Here is a 17,117-nt window from a genome sequence, read left to right as displayed (position 1 = left end):
GACGGGCGGAGAACGGTCCGCGTCATCGCCGCACCCCCGTACGGGCGCCGGGGACCGAAGGGGCGAGGACGGGCCTGTCGGGCACCGATCGGACCAGCCCCAGGTAGGCGTCCTCCAGGTCCGGTGCGACCTGCACCGCCGCCGCATCCGGCGGGCCGTCGGCGAGGAGTCGCAGCCGTACCCGCCCGTCCCCCGTGCGTACCATCCGGCTCACCACGAAATGCTGCTGCACGGCCGCCACCGAGCCCGCGTCCACCAGGACCTCCCACACCCGGCCGGCCTGGCCGCGCAGCAGTTCCTCCGGACTGCCCCGGCGCAGCAGCCGCCCACCGGCGAGAACCGCGATGTCCCCGGCCACCGACTCGATGTCGGAGACGATGTGGGTGGACAGCAGCACCACCCGCTCCTCGGCGAGGGTGCTCAGCAGGTTGCGGAAGCGCACCCGTTCCTCGGGATCGAGGCCGGCGGTGGGTTCGTCGACGACGATGACGCCGGGGTCGCCGAGCAATGCCTGGGCGATCCCGACCCGGCGCAGCATGCCGCCCGAGTAGGCGCCGAGCGGCCTCCGTACCGCCTCGGTCAGGTTGACCAGCGCGAGCAGTTCGTCGATCCGGGTCCGGGCGGCGCGGGCGGGGATCCCCTTGGCGGCGGCCAGGTAGGACAGGAACTCGCGCGAGGTGAGGTGCGGGTGGACACCGAAGTCCTGCGGGAGGAAGCCGAGTTCGCGGCGGAGCAGGTCGGGGTGGGCGAGCACGTCGGCCCCTCGGTAGGTGATCCGTCCGGAGGTGGGCCGGGTCACGGTGGCGACGATCCGCATCAGGGAGGACTTGCCCGCGCCGTTCGGTCCGAGGAGGCCGAGCAACCCGGGACCGAGCCGCAGCGAGAGGCCGTCGACGGCGTGTTTGCCGCCACGGTACACCTTGCTGACGTCGGCCAGTTCGAGGTGGGGTGTGACATCGGGTCCGCTCATGTGCCGTACTCCGCTCTCCCGGTCGTGGACGGGATGTGGTGACTGACTGCGACCAGCCTTCCTCCTCGGTCGGGCGTTGCCATCTGCCGATCGGCATAGATCCGGCGCCTTTTCTCGGCGCGAGAACCTGCCGATCGGCACAGGTTGGCGCCCCGGCGCGGGGGCAGATTCCTTGGTGAGGACGACGGCCGCAGACCGGAGAGGTCGTCGGCGTGCCGAGCCTTGACAGGTGGTTCGGGTACTGGATTACTTGGCTCCGGCCAGGGCCGACCGAATGGTCGGTAGCGAGTTCTGGAGGAGGCGCGATGAGCGGCGGAGCGACGGATCCGGGTGCGTCCGTGGACCCGGGAGGAGAGGTGCGGGCGCGGGTGGGTCTCGGCGAGGCGCCGCCGCTGGAACTCCTGGACGCGGGGGAGCGGATGACCGCCGAGGAGCTTCGGGCGCACCAGCTCAAGCACCTCCGGGCCACGCTGCGCCACGCCTACGACAATGTCGAGCTGTACCGGCGGAAGTTCGACGCCGCGGGTGTCGCGCCCGAGGACTGCCGCACCCTGGCCGATCTCGCCCGTTTCCCCTTCATCACCAAGGCCGACCTGCGCGACACGTACCCGTTCGGCATGTTCGCCGTCCCGAAGGAGAAGGTCCGCCGGATCCACGCGTCCAGCGGGACCACCGGCCTGCCGACCGTGGTCGGCTACACCGAGCACGACCTGGACGTCTGGGCGGATGTGGTGGCCCGGTCGATCCGGGCGGCCGGCGGGCGGCCCGGCCAGACGGTGCACATCGCCTACGGCTACGGCCTGTTCACCGGAGGGCTGGGCGCGCACGCGGGTGCCGAACGCGCGGGGTGCACCGTGATCCCGGCCTCCGGCGGTATGACGGCCCGCCAGGTCCGGCTGATCCAGGACCTCCGGCCCGAGATCATCATGGTCACCCCGTCGTACCTGCTCACCCTGCTGGACGAGTTCGAGCGGCAGGGTGTCGACCCGCGCGGCACCTCGCTGCGGGTCGGGATCTTCGGCGCCGAGCCGTGGACGGAGGAGATGCGCGCCGAGATCGAGCGGCGGATGGACCTCCACGCCGTGGACATCTACGGACTCTCCGAGGTGATGGGGCCGGGCGTTGCGCAGGAGTGCGTGGAGACCAAGGACGGCCTGCACATCTGGGAGGACCACTTCTACCCCGAGGTCGTCGACCCGCTGACCGACGAGGTGCTCCCGGACGGCGAGAACGGCGAGCTCGTCTTCACCTCGCTCACCAAGGAGGCGCTGCCGGTCATCCGCTACCGCACCCGCGACCTCACCCGACTGCTGCCCGGCACCGCCCGCCCCGCGTTCCGCCGGATGGCCAAGGTGACGGGGCGCAGTGACGACATGATCATCCTGCGCGGAGTCAATGTCTTCCCGACCCAGATCGAGGAGATCCTGCTGCGAGTGCCCGCCGTCGCACCGCACTTCCAGTTGCGGTTGACCCGCCGGGGGCGGCTGGACCGGATGACGGTCAGGGTCGAGGCGCGGCCCGACGCCGGACCTGGGCAGCGTGAGGCGGCCGTCGAGGCGATCGCACGGGGGGTGAAGGACGGCGTCGGGGTGAGTGTGGACGTCGAGGTGGTGGACCCCTACACCCTGGAACGTTCGGTCGGCAAGATCCGTCGGATCGAGGACCTTCGTGCGGGCGGAGGGGAGGGAGGCGGCGTGGTGAGCTGAGGAGGGAGGGGGAGGAGCGAGATCGCCACCGGTCGACAACCGGTCCCGTCCGGGCTGCGGCTCAGTGCCCCGGGGCCCCAGGCGGAGGGCCGTTCGCTCTTGGGCCCCGAGCGTGGATGGGCTGGCGCGGCGGGGTCGAGTCAGAGCCGGGCGAACGCGGCGGTGTTCTCCTGGGCCCACTGGTGGTAGGTCCGGGCGGGGCGGCCGAGAAGGGTCAGGGTGGTGTCGTGAACGGGGGCGGGCCCATGGGTCGCGGCTTCCCAGAGGTTCAGCAGGGAGGTGACGGCGGGGGCGGGCATGCGGCGACCCATCTGTTCCTCGGCCTCGGCGCGGCTGATCCGCTCGACCGGGATCTCGTGGCCGAGGGCCCCGGCGAGGGTGGCGAGCTGCTCGCGGAAGGTGAGCGACTCGGGGCCGGTCAGGACGGGAGCGGAGCCGGTGAGGGAGCTACCGGTGAGGGCCTCGGCGGTGATGTCGGCGAGGTCGTCGGGGTGAATGGGCGCGATGTGCGCGTCCGGGTGGGCGAGTTGGATCGGCAGGCCCCGGCCGATGAAGTACGCCCAGCCCAAGGAGTTGCTGGCGAAGGCGTCCGGGCGCAGGAAGGTGCTGGTGAGGTCGGAGGCGGCGAGCGCACGCTCGACCAGGAGGCTGTGGCTCGCGAGCGCGTCGTTCTCCGCGTCGGAGCCGAGGACGGAGGACGAGGAGAGCAGGACGACGTGCTCGACGCCGGCCGCTTCGGCGGCCTCGGCGAACGCGTGGATGCCGGCGGGCTGGGGGTAGAGGAAGACCTGCCGGACGTCGCGCAGCGCCGATTCGAAGGTCTCGGGCCGGTCGAGGGCGAGCTCGGCGCACTCGACGTCGTCGGGGACGGTCACGTCGGCGGGGCGGGCGCTGGCGGCGCGGACGGCATGGCCGGCGGCGTGCAGGCGGGCGATGACGCCGCGGCCGACCTGGCCGCGGGCGCCGGTGACGAGGGTGATGGCCACAGGAAGGAGTCCGTTCGTTTCGTCGGGTGATGATCGGTCGGGCCGGGAGGCCGGAGGGCCGACAGGGTTGGCGGCGAGCTGTCCCACTAAAGTGGGTGCTGACACGCATATGCATGATGTCGTGCACACGTTTTCATGTCAACACATGTATTCGCCGAGTCACGCACGCAGATAGGCTGGCGGTATGACGACGAAGCGCGGGCCCGGTGAGGGCGAGGATCTCCTGGACGCCGTTGGGCCGGCTTTCGGGCGGCTGCGGCGCTCCTCGCTGCTCGATGTCGAGGATCCGATCCCCCAGAAGGACCTCAGTCGGACACTGGTCCTTCGGGTCGTTCAGGACGTCACCTTCCACGATGGCCGCGAGGTGACCGTCGGGGCCGTCGCCGAGCATCTGGCCGTCGACCCCTCGGTGGGCAGTCGCATGGTGTCGGACTGCATCGCCGCCGGATATCTGGTCCGTGCCGCCTCCCAGCAGGACGGCCGCCGGACAGTCCTGCTCCTCAGTCCGGAGGGTGAGGACCTGATGGAGCGCTTCCGCCGGTTCCAGCGTTCGGCCTTCGAGCAGATCACCGCGGAGTGGCCCGACACCGAGCGGCTGGAGTTCGCCCGCCTGATGGTGAAGTACGTCGAGTCGCAGGATGCCCTGCGTGCCCGCGTCCGCCGCACCCCCCGCTGAAGCGACCGTACTCGGCGGCCGGGGCTGGACGGGGCGGGGCGACGCCGCCCGCCCTCTACGATGAGGTCATGAGCGGGAGCCTCCAGGTATCAGGTGCGCACACCTCGCAGGTGGCCGGGGTGGACGAGCGGCTGGATGTCGCCGCCGGGATCCTTGCCCTGCTGGCCGACCGCACCCGGCTCGCGCTGCTCCAGCGGCTGAGCGAGGGCGAGGCCGACGTGACGACGCTGACCGAGGCGGCCGGTGCGGCGCGCCCGTCCGTCAGCCAGCACCTCGGCAAGTTGCGGCTGGCCGGACTGGTGTCCACCCGCAAGGACGGGCGCCGGGTCGTGTACGCGCTTCGGCACGGGCATCTGCGGCGGCTGGTCCAGGAGGCGCTGAACGTGGCCGATCACCAGATCAGCGGACTGCCGCCGCACGACTGAGCTGCTGCGCGTCGCCCTGCGAAGTCCTCCTGTCGCCTTTCCTGTCGCCCGCCCGGTGTCCCGCCGCTCCGGCATCTCGGCGCCCCGCCGCCCTCCGAGTCGCGCTCCGGGCTGCTTTTTCTGTCAATAGGTGCGCACGTGCGCACATGTTGTCCTATCCTGGAGGGGACCCCACCGGCCCGCGTCACCTCGGCGCGCTCCGCACGAACGGAGTCCCCGATGCTCTCCGTCCTCCGCAACCGCACCTACCGGCACCTGTTCGTCGCCCAGGTCGTCGCCCTCGCCGGGACCGGCCTGGCCACCGTGGCGCTCGGCCTGCTCGCCTACGATCTCGCCGGGGCCGACGCCGGGTCGGTGCTCGGTACGGCGTTGGCGATCAAGATGGTCGCCTACGTCGGTATCGCCCCGGTCGTGGCCGCTGTCGCGCACCGGATCCCGCGTCGTCGGCTGCTGGTCGCCGCCGACCTGGCCCGCGCGGGTGTGGCGCTCGCGCTGCCGTTCGTCGGTTCGGTCTGGCAGGTCTACCTGCTGATCTTCGTCCTCCAGGCGGCCTCCGCCACCTTCACCCCGGCCTTCCAGTCGGTGATCCCCGAGGTGCTGCCCGAGGAGCGCGACTACACCCGGGCGCTGTCGCTGTCCCGGCTCGCGTACGACACGGAAACCCTGGTCAGCCCGGTGCTGGCGGCCGCGCTGCTGGCGCTGGTCGGCTACCGGTGGCTGTTCTGGGGAACGGTGGTCGGCTTCCTGGCCTCGGCGGTCCTGGTCGTCTCGGTGGTGCTGCCCGGCGCGGTCCGGGCGGCACGAGCCACCTCCGGCGCCGCCGGGACCGGCACCGTCCGGGGCGGCGCGGCCGACGACCGCGCCCGTTCGGTCGGCGCGCGCTCCCTGGCCGGGATCCGGCTCTTCCTCTCCGTGCCGCGACTGCGGGCGCTGCTCGCCCTGGACCTCGCCGTGGCGGCCGGCGGCGCCATGGTGATCGTCAACACGGTCGTCTACGTCCGGGAGGAGCTGGGTCGTCCGGCGGGCGACGTCCCGCTCGCCCTCGGTGCGTACGGCGGAGGCTCGATGCTGGTCGCGCTGTTGCTGCCCCGGGTGCTGGACCGGGTCGCGGACCGAACGGTGATGCTGCCGGCCGCCTTCGCCGTCGCGGGCCTGCTCGCCGTTCTGGCGATGGTCACCACGGCGGGCGGAGGGGCGTGGCGCTGGCCCGCGCTGCTCGCCCTGTGGGCCGGACTCGGCGCGGCGGGTTCGCTGATCCTGACGCCGGGCGGGCGTCTGCTGCGGTCCGCCGTCCCGCCGGCCGACCTGCCGGCCGCCTTCGCCGCGCAGTTCTCGCTCACCCACGTCTGCTGGCTGCTCGCCTACCCGCTGGCCGGTTGGCTCGGAGCCACCGCGGGGCTCCCGGCCGCCACGGTCGCCCTCGCCGTCATGGCCCTGGTCGCGGCGGGTCTGGCCGCCCGGGTCTGGCGCAAGGCCGCTCCGGCCGCCCGCCCGGTGACCGATGCCGGTCGGGGATCGGCCGTCCGCCCGGCATCGGTCGCCGTGACGGTCCGTCCCCACCGTCGTCAGGTCCGCCGGCCCGTCCATCGCCGTCCGCTGCATGCCCCGTCCGGTCGGGTCCTGGTCCGGCATCACCACCACCGCCATCCGGCCGCCTCCTGACGACGGCCGCCCCGCGCCCCCGGAAGCCTCCGCTCCGGGGGCGCTCCGCGTGCCGACCACGTCCCGGTCAGGGGCCGCCCGGGTCCCGGGTCGTCGGCACTTCGGTGGTCGCGTGACGCCGGGGAGGTGAGGTCGCTGTCGCTCGCGCGGGTTCCGGGGCGGGGGTTGGGGGCGACTCGCGTCGGCTCCTAGGCTGGTCCGCGAGTACCGGGAGGAAATCTTGGGAGACCCGACGGACCGGGCCGCGTTCCACGACGCCCCGATCGTTGCCAGTGCCAGTGCCAGTGCCAGTGCCAGTGCCAGTGCCAGCGCCGCTGCTGCCGCTGCCCATGCCCACGGCCATACCGCCCGCGCCGGGGGTGCCCGAGGTCCCGCCGAGGGGCCGGTTGTCGTCGACGGCAGCGGGATGCTCTGCGTCACGCTGCTGCTGCATCTGCGCAGGCGCGTCACCGGCCTGTCGGCCGGAACGGTCGTCCACATCGTCAGCACCGATCCGGCGGCGCCGCTCGACCTTCCGGCCTGGTGCCACCTCACGGGCCATGCCTATCTGGGGCCGGTGCCCGACGCCGCCGGGCGTGATGTGTACGCGCTGCGGCTCGCGGCCGACCCGACTCCGACCAGGGCGGACGCGCCCTGGCACCCGGTCGGAGACTGATTCCGGAATCGGAGTGGACCCTGGGCTCGCATGTTGATTCATGTTCGATATTGTTTGTTCATGTGGTTGAAGGGAAGCCCCAGGAGAGGGAGCACGTCATGGCCCCAACGGTGACCGACGCGACCGGCCAGACCGGTGCGAGCGGGTCGGCAGGCGCGAGTGGAACGACCGGCACCGCCGCGCCGGTCGGCCCGAGCGCCCAGGCCGACACGAGCAGGCAGGCCGGCGCGACGACCAGGACGGTCACCGAACTGGCCGACGGCCGCGAGCTGATCTACTACGACCGGGGCACGCCGCCCGCCGGTCGGGCCGTGGCCGACCGGCGCCCGCTCGACGCCGTCGCGCCCTCCTCGGAGGTCCGGCAGGACCCGATGACCGGTGCCTGGGTGACCGTCGCCGCCCACCGCCAGGCGCGCACCTACCACCCGCCGGCCGACGAGTGCCCGCTCTGCCCCAGTCGCGAGGGCCGGCTGAGCGAGATCCCGGCCGGGGACTACCAGGTGGCCGTCTTCGAGAACCGCTTCCCCTCCCTCGCGGGCGAGCCCGGCACCCACCCCGTGCCGCTCGCCGTCGACGACCCGCTGCACACCCGTGGGCCGGGCGTCGGCCGCTGCGAGGTGGTCTGCTTCACCGCCGACCACGACGCCTCCTTCGCCGACCTCGACGAGGACCGCGCCCGGCTGGTGCTGGACGCCTGGACCGACCGCACCGCCGAACTCTCCGCCCTGCCCGGCGTCCGGCAGGTCTACTGCTTCGAGAACCGCGGCACCGAGATCGGAGTCACCCTCGCCCACCCCCACGGTCAGGTCTACGCGCTGCCGTTCGTCCCGCCGCGCACCGCGAAGATGATCGACCAGGCCGCCCGGCACCGCGCCGCCACCGGCCGCAACCTCTTCGACGACCTCGTGGCCGCAGAGCGAGCGTCCGCCGAGCACACGTCCGCCGATCGCACTTCCGCCGAGCACGCGTCCGCCCGGCCCCCCGAGGAGAGCCGGGTCGTGCTGGCGGGGGAGCACTGGACCGCCTTCGTGCCCTTCGCCGCCCGCTGGCCCTACGAGGTCCACCTCTTCCCCAATCGCCGTGTCCCCGACTTCACCGGGCTCGACGAGGCCGAGCGTGCCGAGTTCCCGCGGATCTACCTCGACCTGCTGCGCCGCTTCGACCGGCTCTTCGGCGACGGCGACCGGCGGGTCCGCGCGCCCTACATCGCCGCCTGGCACCAGGCTCCGTCCGGGCACGAGGACGAACTCGCCCTCCATCTGGAGCTGTTCACCGTCCGGCGGACGGCGGACAAGCTCAAGTACCTGGCGGGCACCGAGTCCGGAATGGAGGCGTTCATGAACGACGTCGCCCCGGAGTTCGCGGCCCGGCGGCTGCGTGAGGTCGGACCCACGAGCCCGACCGCCCTGACCACCGAGACCGCCCCGACCACCGAGACCGCCCTGACCGCCGAGACGACCGACGAGGAACCGCAGCGATGACCCCCACGCCCCCCGCCTCCCCGTCCCCCGCCTCCCCGTCCCCGGCCTCGCCGCCCCCCGCGTCCCCGTCCGCCGCCTTCGAGGAGCTCTACGGCCACGCCCCCGAGGGTGTCTGGGCGGCACCCGGCCGGGTCAACCTGATCGGCGAACACACCGACTACAACGACGGGTTCGTCCTCCCGATCGCCCTCCCGCAGGCCGTCCGCGCCTACGCCCGCCGCCGTGCCGACGGCGTGCTTCGGCTCGCCTCGACCCGGGTCCCCGGCGAGGTCGTCGAACTGGACGTCGCCGCCCTGGCTCCGGGCGGCGCGCCCGGCTGGGCGGCGTACCCCGCCGCGGTCGTGTGGACGCTGCGCGAGGCGGGCCACGGGATCGGCGGTGCCGACGTCCTGCTCGACAGCGACGTGCCCGGCGGTGCCGGCCTCTCCTCCTCCGCCGCGTTGGAGTGCGCGGTCGCGGCCACCTACAACGACCTGTACGAACTCGGCCTGGATGCGCCCGAGTTGGCTCTGGTGGCGCAGCGTGCCGAGAACGACTTCGTCGGCGTTCCCTGCGGGATCATGGATCAGATGGCCTCGATGGCCTGTCGCGCCGGGACCGCCCTGCACCTGGACACGCGCGACCTCGCTGCCCGGTACGTCCCGCTCGACCTGGCGGGATCGGACCTCACCCTCCTGGTCCTCGACACCCGGGTGCAGCACGACCTCGCCGACGGCGCCTACGCCGCCCTGCGGGCCGGTTGCGAACGCGCCGCCGCGCTCCTCGGTCTGCCCGCGCTGCGCGACCTCGCCGCCGCCGACCTCCCCGCCGCGCTCGACCGGCTGCCGGCCGAACTCGTCCCGCTGGTCCGGCACGTGGTGACCGAGAACGGCCGGGTCGAGCAGACCATGCGGGAGCTGGAGCAGCACGGTCCGGCCGCGCTCGGGCCGATCCTCACCGCCGGCCACGCCTCGCTGCGAGACGACTACGGGACGTCCTGCCCGGAGACGGACCTCGCCGTCGCCGTCGCCGTGGCGTCCGGGGCACTCGGCGCTCGGATGACCGGTGGCGGCTTCGGCGGTTCGGTGATCGCCCTGACCCGGACGGCCGACGCGGAGGCGGTGGCCAAGGCGGTCACCGAAGCCTTCCTGGCCGAGGGTTGGGCCGAGCCGCAGGTCTACCGGGCCGTGCCCTCCGCCGGTGCCCGTCGGGAGTCCTGACTGCCTCCGGTCCGACCTGTCACCTCGTCCGCCCCCGCCGATCCCGGCGGGGGCGGACCCCCACCCGGGAATCGTCGCGTCCTCCAAGGGTGGTCCTGCCGGACCGGGGGTCGGACGGGGTCTGGTCCGGTCCGACCCCCGGCGGTGAGGCTGGGCACATGACCAATAGCCACCAGAACCCAACCGCCGCCGTTACCACCGCCTCCACCACTGCCTCCGCCATCACCGCCTCCGCCACCACCGCCATCAGGGCCGAACCCGTCACCGGAACCGGACCCGCCACCCCGGAGAAGGACTTCGACGGCCGAACGGTGCTGGTCACCGGAGGCACGAGCGGCATGGGTCTCACCACCGCGAGGGTGCTGCTGGAGCGCGGGGCCAACGTGGTGATCACCGGCCGGGACGACGCCCGCCTCCGCCGCGCCGAGACCGCGCTCGCCGGCGCCGCGCTCGGCGGAGCGGGCCGCGCCGGAACCGGACCCGCCCCGAGCGACCGGGTGTTCGCCGTGCGGGCCGACTCCGCCAGCCCGGCCGACCTGGCCCGGCTGGCCGAGCGCGTGGGGGAGCGGTACGGCCACCTGCACGGTGTGTTCGCCAACGCCGGGGTCGGGGTCTTCGAGCCGCCGGCCGAGGTGACGGAGGAGAGCTTCGACCGCACCGTGGACGTCAACTTCAAGGGCGTCTTCTTCACTGTCCAGCACGCCCTGCCACTGTTGGAGCGGGCCCCGGGCGGCGGGGCCGCGATCGTCCTCAACGCCTCCTGGACCCTGCACCGGGGCCTGCCCGACGCCCCGGTGTACGCGGCGACCAAGGCCGCCGTGCACAACCTCGCCCGCACCCTCGGCAGCGCGTTCGCCGGGCGGGGGATCCGGGTCAACTCGGTGAGCCCGGGCTACATCGTCACCGAGATGTTCCACGAGGTGATCACCGAACCCACCCAGCAGGAGGCGGTGCGGGCGGCGGTGCCGCTCGGTCGGCTGGGCGAGTCGGCGGACGTCGCCGAGACGGTGGCCTTCCTGCTCTCGCCCCGGGCCGCGTACATCACGGGCCAGGACCTCGTGGTGGACGGCGGCGTGGTGGCGGTCGCCAGCCCCTGGTGACGCCCCGGCCTCCCCCGTACCACCCGTCCGTCCCCGCACCCCGGTCCGGCGCCGGTTCAGCCTGGTCCCGCCAGGGCCAGGCTGACCGGGCGCCGGGCGGACAGAATGGCCGCATGAGCGCGAACCGAACGAGCCGCCCCGACCCCACCGCCGCCACCCACGCCCACCCCACCGCCGGCACCCCCACCACCGCCGCGACCAGCACCCCCGGCGGTGGCCTCGCCGAGTTCCTGCGCACCCGCCGCTCCCGGCTCCGCCCCGAGGACGTCGACCTCCCCGACTTCGGCGGCCGCCGCCGGGTGGCCGGCCTGCGCCGCGAGGAGCTCGCCCAACTCGCCGGTGTCAGCGTCGACTACTACACCCGGCTGGAACAGGGCCGGGTCGGCAACCCCTCCGACGCCGTGCTCGACGCCGTCGCCCGCGCGCTGCGCCTCGACCCCGAGGAGTCCGGCCACCTGCACCGCCTCGCCCGCGCCCGACCGGACCGCGCCCGCCCCGGTCGCGGTCGGGGCCCGGCCGCCCCGCAGCAGGTCCGGCCGTCGATGGCCCGGCTGCTCGACGCGATGCCCGACGTCCCGGCCGTGGTGATGGGCCGCCGGATGGACATCCTGGCCTGGAACAGCGCGGCCGTCGCCCTCCTCGGCGACTACGGCACCCTCGCCCCCGCCGAACGGAACATCGCTCGGATCACCTTCCTCGACCCGGCCTCGCGCACCCTCTACGACGACTGGGTGGCCTGCGCGCGCGAGAACGTCGCCTTCCTCCACCTGGAGGCCGGCCGCCGCCCCGACGACCCCCGGCTCGCCGAACTGGTCGGTGAACTGTCCGTCCGGAGCCAGGAGTTCCGCCACTGGTGGGCGGAACACCCGGTCCGGGACAAGACCTCCGGCCACAAGGTGTTCCACCACCCGCTGGTCGGCCGGATGGAACTGGTCTACGACACCCTCCGCTCCGCCGACGACCCCGACCAGGCCCTGGTCACCTACACCGCCGACCCCGGCAGCCCGTCCGAGGACGCCCTGCGGATGCTGATCTCCTGGGAGGCCGACCGCGCGGTCCGGCCCCGCCAGGCCCGTTCCGGCGGATCCTGACCGGCCGCCCCGCACGGACCCGGGCCTGTCCGCACGGACCCGGGCCTCCCCGCACGGACCCGGGCCTGTCCGCACGGACCCGGGCCTCCCCGGACGGACCCGGGCCGCCCGCGCACCTCGGGGTCGCGCAACAGGCCGTTGAGCTCCCCGGCGATCCCCGCCGGCGTGGCCGCGCTCCACCAGCGCCGCTGTCCCGCTCGCAGGAGCGGCGCCCGAGGCACGCGGAATCCCGTCCGTTCGAGTACGGCCACCGTCCGACCCGCCCGCCCGTCGACCCCAGCGGGCCGTCCGACCCGGTCACCCCACCGGCGGTCGGCGCTCCGGACGTTCCGCCGGCCGGTAGTCGGGCCCCGCTGCCTCGATGTACGCCAGCAGGGCCGACCCCGCGCACGAGACGTCCAGGTCGACGACGACCTCCTCGTCGTCCCAGCGGCCGTGGTCCGAGATCACGAGGCCGATCAGAGCCACGTCGCCGGCCCGGCCGCGGACCTCGTACTGCTCGATGGTCTCGCCACGCAGCCCGTCGTCGGAGTCGTCGCGCTCCCAGGCGTCCACCGCGGCCTGCGCCACGGCCCGGGGCAGCCGCACCGTCACCCGGCCGACCTGGGCGTGGACGTGCTCCCCGATCGCGGCCAGCGCCTTCGCTTCTTCCCGGTAAAGCGCGTACCGCTTCTCATCCACCATGGGCGCGAGGCTACTCGGGCCCCCGGACCCGGTTCGACCGGATTCCCCGTCCGACAGCGGCCCGCCGTGCGTGCGGCGGCCGGGACCATCGACCCCCCGGTTCCACCCGTCCGGCCCTGGTGGCGAGCCCGGCACCGGGGTGGGATGGAGGTGTGACCGGGGCCCGGGGGGTCGGGAAGCGGCTCCGGCGGAACGAAGGGCAGGAGCAGGAACATGAAGGCCGCCGTCGTCCACGACTTCACCCAGCCGCTCGTGATCGAGGACCGCCCGGTCCCCGAACCCGGCCCGCACCAGGTGCGGGTGCGGATCGAGGCTTCCGGCCTGTGCCACACCGACATCCACGCCGCCCGCGGCGACTGGCCGGTCCGGCCGACCCCGCCGTTCGTGCCCGGGCACGAGGGCGTCGGCATCGTCGAGGCGGCGGGCGCGGAGGTCCGCCACGTCCGGGTCGGCGAGCGGGTGGCGATCCCGTGGCTCGCCGACGCCTGCGGCCGCTGCGACCACTGCGTCTCCGGCTGGGAGACCCTCTGTGTCCGGCAGCACAACAGCGGCTATTCCGTCGACGGCGCCTACGCCGAGCAGGCCCTCGCCCACGGCGACTACGTCGTCCCCGTCCCCGACGGGATCGATCCGCTGGACGCCGCCCCTCTCTCCTGCGCCGGCGTCACCACGTACAAGGCGCTCAAGGTCTCGGGCGCCGGACCGGGCACCCGCGTCCTGGTCTCCGGCATCGGTGGCCTCGGCCACCTCGCCCTCCAGTACGCCCGCCTGTCCGGTGCCGAGACCATCGCCGTCGACGTCACCGACGACAAACTCGCCCTCGCCCGCGACCTCGGCGCCGACCACGTCCTCGACGCCCGCGTCCAGGACGTCGCCGCCGAGGTCCAACGACTCGGCGGCGCCCACGCCGCGATCGCCCTCGCCGTCAGCAACGTCTCGTTCCAGGCCGCCTACGCCTCGCTGCGCCGCGGGGGCACCCTGGTCCTGGTCGCCCTCCCCGCCGAGGGCAGGCTCGAACTCCCGGTCTTCGACACCGTCCTGAACGGCACCCGGGTCATCGGCTCCATCGTCGGCACCCGCCAGGACCTCGCCGAGGTCTTCCGCCTCCACGCCCTCGGCCGCACCCGCGTCATCCGCGAGACCCGCCACCTCACCGACGTCAACACCTGCTTCGACGAAGTCCTCACCGGCCGCACCCCCGCCCGCCTGGTCTTCGACCTGCGCTGACCGCCGCTGACCACCCCGACCGCCCCGCCCGCCCCGCCGCCCGGGGCGGGCGTTCCGTTGTCCCGCCTCTCCCGTGACCTGTGCCGATACACAGAACGGGACACGTCCGGCGCACCCGGGAAACGGGATTGCGAGCCAGGATCGCCACGCACTAACGTTCGACCGCGCACCGATCGTCGAAGCGCGAGCACATGACCTGACGCGTGATCGGAACGCGCACCAGACCCGGACGGATCCCCTCGTTCACGTCGACAGCGGCAGACTGCCGGCGATCGCCCGTGGGCCGAGGTTCCCTGCTGTGAAGGCGAACTGACACGTCATGCGAGAAAACCGTTCATCCGCGCCGCCTCCGCGCGGCCGGTCGGCGAGGCACCTGGCGCCGCTGCTCGCGATCGGCCTTGTGCTGGCAGCCCCCGGAGCCGCGTTCGCGGATCCCGGCGCAATCCCGACCGGCGTTCCGACGAATACTCCGAGCGGCGTTCCGACCGATGCCCCGAGCGATGCCCCGAGCGGCGTTCCGACCGGTGTCCCGACGGGCGTTCCGACCGGCGTTCCAACGGCCCAGGAGTCCGCACCGGTGGCCGAGCAGGCCCGGACCGAGCCGCAGGCCCCGGTCCCGGTCCCGGCCCAGGTCCCGGCCCAGGCCCCGGCCGCGGACGGCCCGGGACCCTCCACCCCCAGCAAGCTGTACGTCAAGCCGCAGCCCGTGGCCCAGGGCGGCGACGGCTGCGGAGCCGGCGCGCCCGGGTGGATCGGCAGGACCGTTCCTCTGAGTGACGGCACGTCCGACGTCAGCCTGTTCGCCTGGAGCGGCGCCGCGCAGCCCGGCGTCGGCACTGTCACCGTCGGCTTCCGGGTGTGGGATGCCACGGCCGGTGAGTCCGGTGACTCCGGTGGTGTCATCCGGACCAGCCAGAGCGTCGCCGCCGCCGGGGGCTGGGGGCAGGCCACCGTCGGCCGCGCGCTCGCGGACGGTCACCGGTACGGCTGGAACGCCTGGTCCACCGGCGGTGGCGTCAACAGCCCCGTCACGGCGGACTGCGCCTTCAATGTCGACATCACCGCGGCCGCGTTGGCGTCCATCGCGCCTTCCTCGGTGTTTCCGCCGACCGGCAGCGGCGCCACGCCCACCGGCTATGCCGGGGACGCCGGCATCACCGTCCGGGTCACCAGCAAGGACCCGGTGCCGAGCGGCTGCGCCGACGGCTGCCTCGCCAGTGGCGTCAGCGAGTTCCGCTACACCCTCAGCAGTTCCCGCTCGACCGGCGCCACCGGGACCGTCCCCGCCTCCCTGGCCGCGGACGGCACCGCGTACGCCGATCTCCCGATCAGTGTCGGATCCGGCGACTGGGGCGCGCACCAGTTGACGGTCAGCGCTGTCGACGGGGCTGGCAACTCCGACCCGCGGATCGCCGGCTACAACTTCTACGCCCCGTGGAAGAAGGACCGCCCGGACGTGGCCGGCGACGTCGACGTCGACGGCGTGCCCGACTTCCTGGCTCCGGCCGCCGACGGCTCGCTGGCACTGTTCCGGGGTGGCAGCGGCGGCACGTCCGGGCCGGAGACGGTGTCCCCGGCCGCGAGCAGCCCCCTGCACGACGACTGGAACAACTACCTGCTGGCCCACCGCGGCGCCGTCGTCGGGGACGGCGACTCGCTCTTCGCGTACCACCAGGGCACCAAGCAGCTGTTCGTCTACGCCAACGACGGGAACGCGACGCCGAACCCCCAGTTCGGCCGCTTCACCCGCTCCGTCGGTCCGCTGGGCGGGAACACCGTCTGCCGCGGGGGCATCGACGGCACCTGGAACCACATCACCAGGATGACCGCCGTACGGCGGGGCACCGGTGGGACCGGTCTGGTCACCGTCGAGAAGGGCCACCTGCGGTACTACGGCGGTGTCCGTAGTGGCCGGAACAACTGCCTCAACCCCGGTGTCGAGCTCGGAATTCCGGGCGAGGACTGGAGCGGATTCACCCTGATGTACCCGGGTGAGGTCAACGGCGTGCCGACCCTGTGGGTGCGGGACACCGTGACCGGGGCGGTCGCCGGCCTGCCGCTGCCGCTGAATGCCACGGGCCAGGTCGTGCAGGGCTCCGCGCCGCTGCCGCTGCCCGCCCGCAAGCCCCTGACGTCGGCGCTCCAGGGCGCCGGTGGCGCGAGCCTGTGCGCCGAGGTCGACCACGGGGGGACGGGCAACGGCACCGCGACCGTGCTGGGGACCTGCTCGGACCAGGGCGCCGGCGCCGGCCAGGCGTTCACCCTCGGCACCGACGGTTCCGTGCACGTCCTCGGTAAGTGCCTCGACGTCACCGGTGGCAACACCGAGAACGGCTCGCCCGTCAACGTGTGGCACTGCAACAGCAGCGCGGCCCAGAGCTGGGTGGCCGGCCCGTACCCGGGCACGCTGAAGAACCCGAACGCGGACAAGTGCCTCGACTCCGGGGACGGTGCCACCGCGGGCGACCGCCTGGTGATCCGGGACTGCCACGACGGAGCAAGCGCGCGCTGGACGACGCCCGCCGTCCACTCCCTGCTTCCGCTCGGCCTCGCGCAGGGTGCCTTCCCCGCCGTGGACTCTCCCGGCGACATCGACACCGACGGCCTCCCGGACCTGGTCGTCACCGCCGCCGACGGCCAGCGGCTCCAGTACCCGGGCGCCGCTCCGGACGGGGACCGGCCGCGCTTCGGCGGGCCGCTGGAACTCGGAGTGCGGCTCTCCGACCCCTACCGCGTCGTGTCCGTCTACAGTCAGGGCCGTTGCCTCGACAACTACGGTGCGCCGAACGGCGGTCCGCTGCGCTTCTACGACTGCTGGAACGGTGCGAACCAGAAGTTCGCCTTCGGCTCCGACGGTACCCTGCGCACCGGTGGCCGCTGCGTCGGCGTCGAGGACGACCGGACCGACTGGGGCGCGCCGGTCGTGATCACGGACTGCCGGGGTGCCGGCGGCCAGATCTGGACGTTCCGGGAGGACGGTTCGATCTACAACCCGGCCTCGGACACCTGCCTGGAACTGCCTGCCTGGAACGACGGCATCGGCACGGTGCTGGGCATCTGGCAGTGCTACGGCAACGCCAACCAGCGGTGGACGCTGTCCCCCAACACCGCCTGACCGTACCGCCGATACGCCCCCGGGCCCGGGGGGGGGGGGGGCGGGGGGGCCGGGGGGGGGGGGGGGGGGGGGGGGGGGGCGCGGGGGGGGGGGGGGGGGGGGGGGGGGGGGGGGGGGGGGGGGGGGGGGGGGGGGGTGGG

General features: G+C 73.8%; 14 protein-coding genes. 11 read left to right on the top strand and 3 right to left on the bottom strand.

Going from position 1 to position 17,117, the window contains the following annotated elements:
- Positions 1-22 precede the first annotated feature (22 nt).
- Complete coding sequence (locus tag ACIQ9P_RS31640) at positions 23-970, bottom strand: ATP-binding cassette domain-containing protein (RefSeq protein ID WP_402363834.1); 948 nt, start codon at positions 968-970, stop codon at positions 23-25.
- A 419-nt stretch (positions 971-1,389) separates the two neighbouring features.
- Here ACIQ9P_RS31640 and paaK point away from each other — a divergent pair, with 419 nt between their 5' ends.
- The gene (gene paaK, locus ACIQ9P_RS31635) at positions 1,390-2,676 is read left to right on the top strand and encodes a phenylacetate--CoA ligase PaaK (protein ID WP_402363910.1); all 1,287 of its coding nucleotides are present in this window, start codon (positions 1,390-1,392) and stop codon (positions 2,674-2,676) included.
- A 140-nt stretch (positions 2,677-2,816) separates the two neighbouring features.
- Here paaK and ACIQ9P_RS31630 read toward each other — a convergent pair whose 3' ends face one another.
- Entirely contained in the window at positions 2,817-3,662 is an 846-nt protein-coding gene (locus ACIQ9P_RS31630; RefSeq protein ID WP_402363831.1) for an NAD(P)H-binding protein, read from the bottom strand.
- 184 nt (positions 3,663-3,846) lie between these two features.
- Here ACIQ9P_RS31630 and ACIQ9P_RS31625 point away from each other — a divergent pair, with 184 nt between their 5' ends.
- The 8 genes from ACIQ9P_RS31625 (at position 3,847) to ACIQ9P_RS31590 (ending at position 11,951) form a co-directional block, all read left to right on the top strand.
- Positions 3,847-4,338 carry a MarR family winged helix-turn-helix transcriptional regulator gene (locus tag ACIQ9P_RS31625; protein ID WP_402363828.1) on the top strand — a complete coding sequence of 164 codons (492 nt, stop codon included), beginning with the start codon at positions 3,847-3,849 and terminating at the stop codon, positions 4,336-4,338.
- A 68-nt stretch (positions 4,339-4,406) separates the two neighbouring features.
- On the top strand, positions 4,407-4,763 hold the full coding sequence (locus ACIQ9P_RS31620; RefSeq protein ID WP_402363825.1) for an ArsR/SmtB family transcription factor: 357 nt from the start codon (positions 4,407-4,409) through the stop codon (positions 4,761-4,763).
- Between the two features lie 219 nt (positions 4,764-4,982).
- The gene (locus tag ACIQ9P_RS31615; RefSeq protein WP_402363822.1) at positions 4,983-6,425 is read left to right on the top strand and encodes an MFS transporter; all 1,443 of its coding nucleotides are present in this window, start codon (positions 4,983-4,985) and stop codon (positions 6,423-6,425) included.
- A 220-nt stretch (positions 6,426-6,645) separates the two neighbouring features.
- Positions 6,646-7,080, top strand: coding sequence for a sulfurtransferase TusA family protein (locus ACIQ9P_RS31610; RefSeq protein ID WP_402363819.1), 435 nt, complete (start codon positions 6,646-6,648; stop codon positions 7,078-7,080).
- A gap of 98 nt (positions 7,081-7,178) precedes the next feature.
- Complete coding sequence (gene galT / locus ACIQ9P_RS31605; protein ID WP_402363816.1) at positions 7,179-8,561, top strand: galactose-1-phosphate uridylyltransferase; 1,383 nt, start codon at positions 7,179-7,181, stop codon at positions 8,559-8,561.
- Positions 8,558-9,760, top strand: a complete 1,203-nt coding sequence (galK, locus tag ACIQ9P_RS31600) for a galactokinase (RefSeq protein WP_402363813.1) — start codon at positions 8,558-8,560, stop codon at positions 9,758-9,760. Before galT ends, galK begins: the two co-directional genes overlap by 4 nt.
- A gap of 158 nt (positions 9,761-9,918) precedes the next feature.
- Positions 9,919-10,860 carry an SDR family NAD(P)-dependent oxidoreductase gene (locus ACIQ9P_RS31595; RefSeq protein ID WP_402363810.1) on the top strand — a complete coding sequence of 314 codons (942 nt, stop codon included), beginning with the start codon at positions 9,919-9,921 and terminating at the stop codon, positions 10,858-10,860.
- Between the two features lie 113 nt (positions 10,861-10,973).
- A complete protein-coding gene (locus ACIQ9P_RS31590) occupies positions 10,974-11,951 on the top strand; it encodes a helix-turn-helix domain-containing protein (RefSeq protein ID WP_402363807.1) in 978 nt (325 codons plus the stop codon).
- A gap of 297 nt (positions 11,952-12,248) precedes the next feature.
- Here the strand turns inward: ACIQ9P_RS31590 and ACIQ9P_RS31585 are convergent, their stop codons facing one another.
- On the bottom strand, positions 12,249-12,635 hold the full coding sequence (locus ACIQ9P_RS31585) for a hypothetical protein (protein WP_402363804.1): 387 nt from the start codon (positions 12,633-12,635) through the stop codon (positions 12,249-12,251).
- Between the two features lie 213 nt (positions 12,636-12,848).
- On the opposite strand from ACIQ9P_RS31585, the gene ACIQ9P_RS31580 reads away from it, so the two are divergent.
- Both ACIQ9P_RS31580 and ACIQ9P_RS31575 read left to right on the top strand, forming a co-directional pair.
- On the top strand, positions 12,849-13,862 hold the full coding sequence (locus ACIQ9P_RS31580; RefSeq protein WP_402363801.1) for a zinc-dependent alcohol dehydrogenase: 1,014 nt from the start codon (positions 12,849-12,851) through the stop codon (positions 13,860-13,862).
- Between the two features lie 577 nt (positions 13,863-14,439).
- Positions 14,440-16,977, top strand: a complete 2,538-nt coding sequence (locus ACIQ9P_RS31575; RefSeq protein ID WP_402363799.1) for a ricin-type beta-trefoil lectin domain protein — start codon at positions 14,440-14,442, stop codon at positions 16,975-16,977.
- Positions 16,978-17,117: the final 140 nt, after the last annotated feature.

This window comes from Kitasatospora sp. NPDC094019 (assembly GCF_044764505.1).
Classification (GTDB): Bacteria; Actinomycetota; Actinomycetes; order Streptomycetales; family Streptomycetaceae; genus Kitasatospora.
This window is presented reverse-complemented; position numbering and strand designations above follow the sequence as displayed.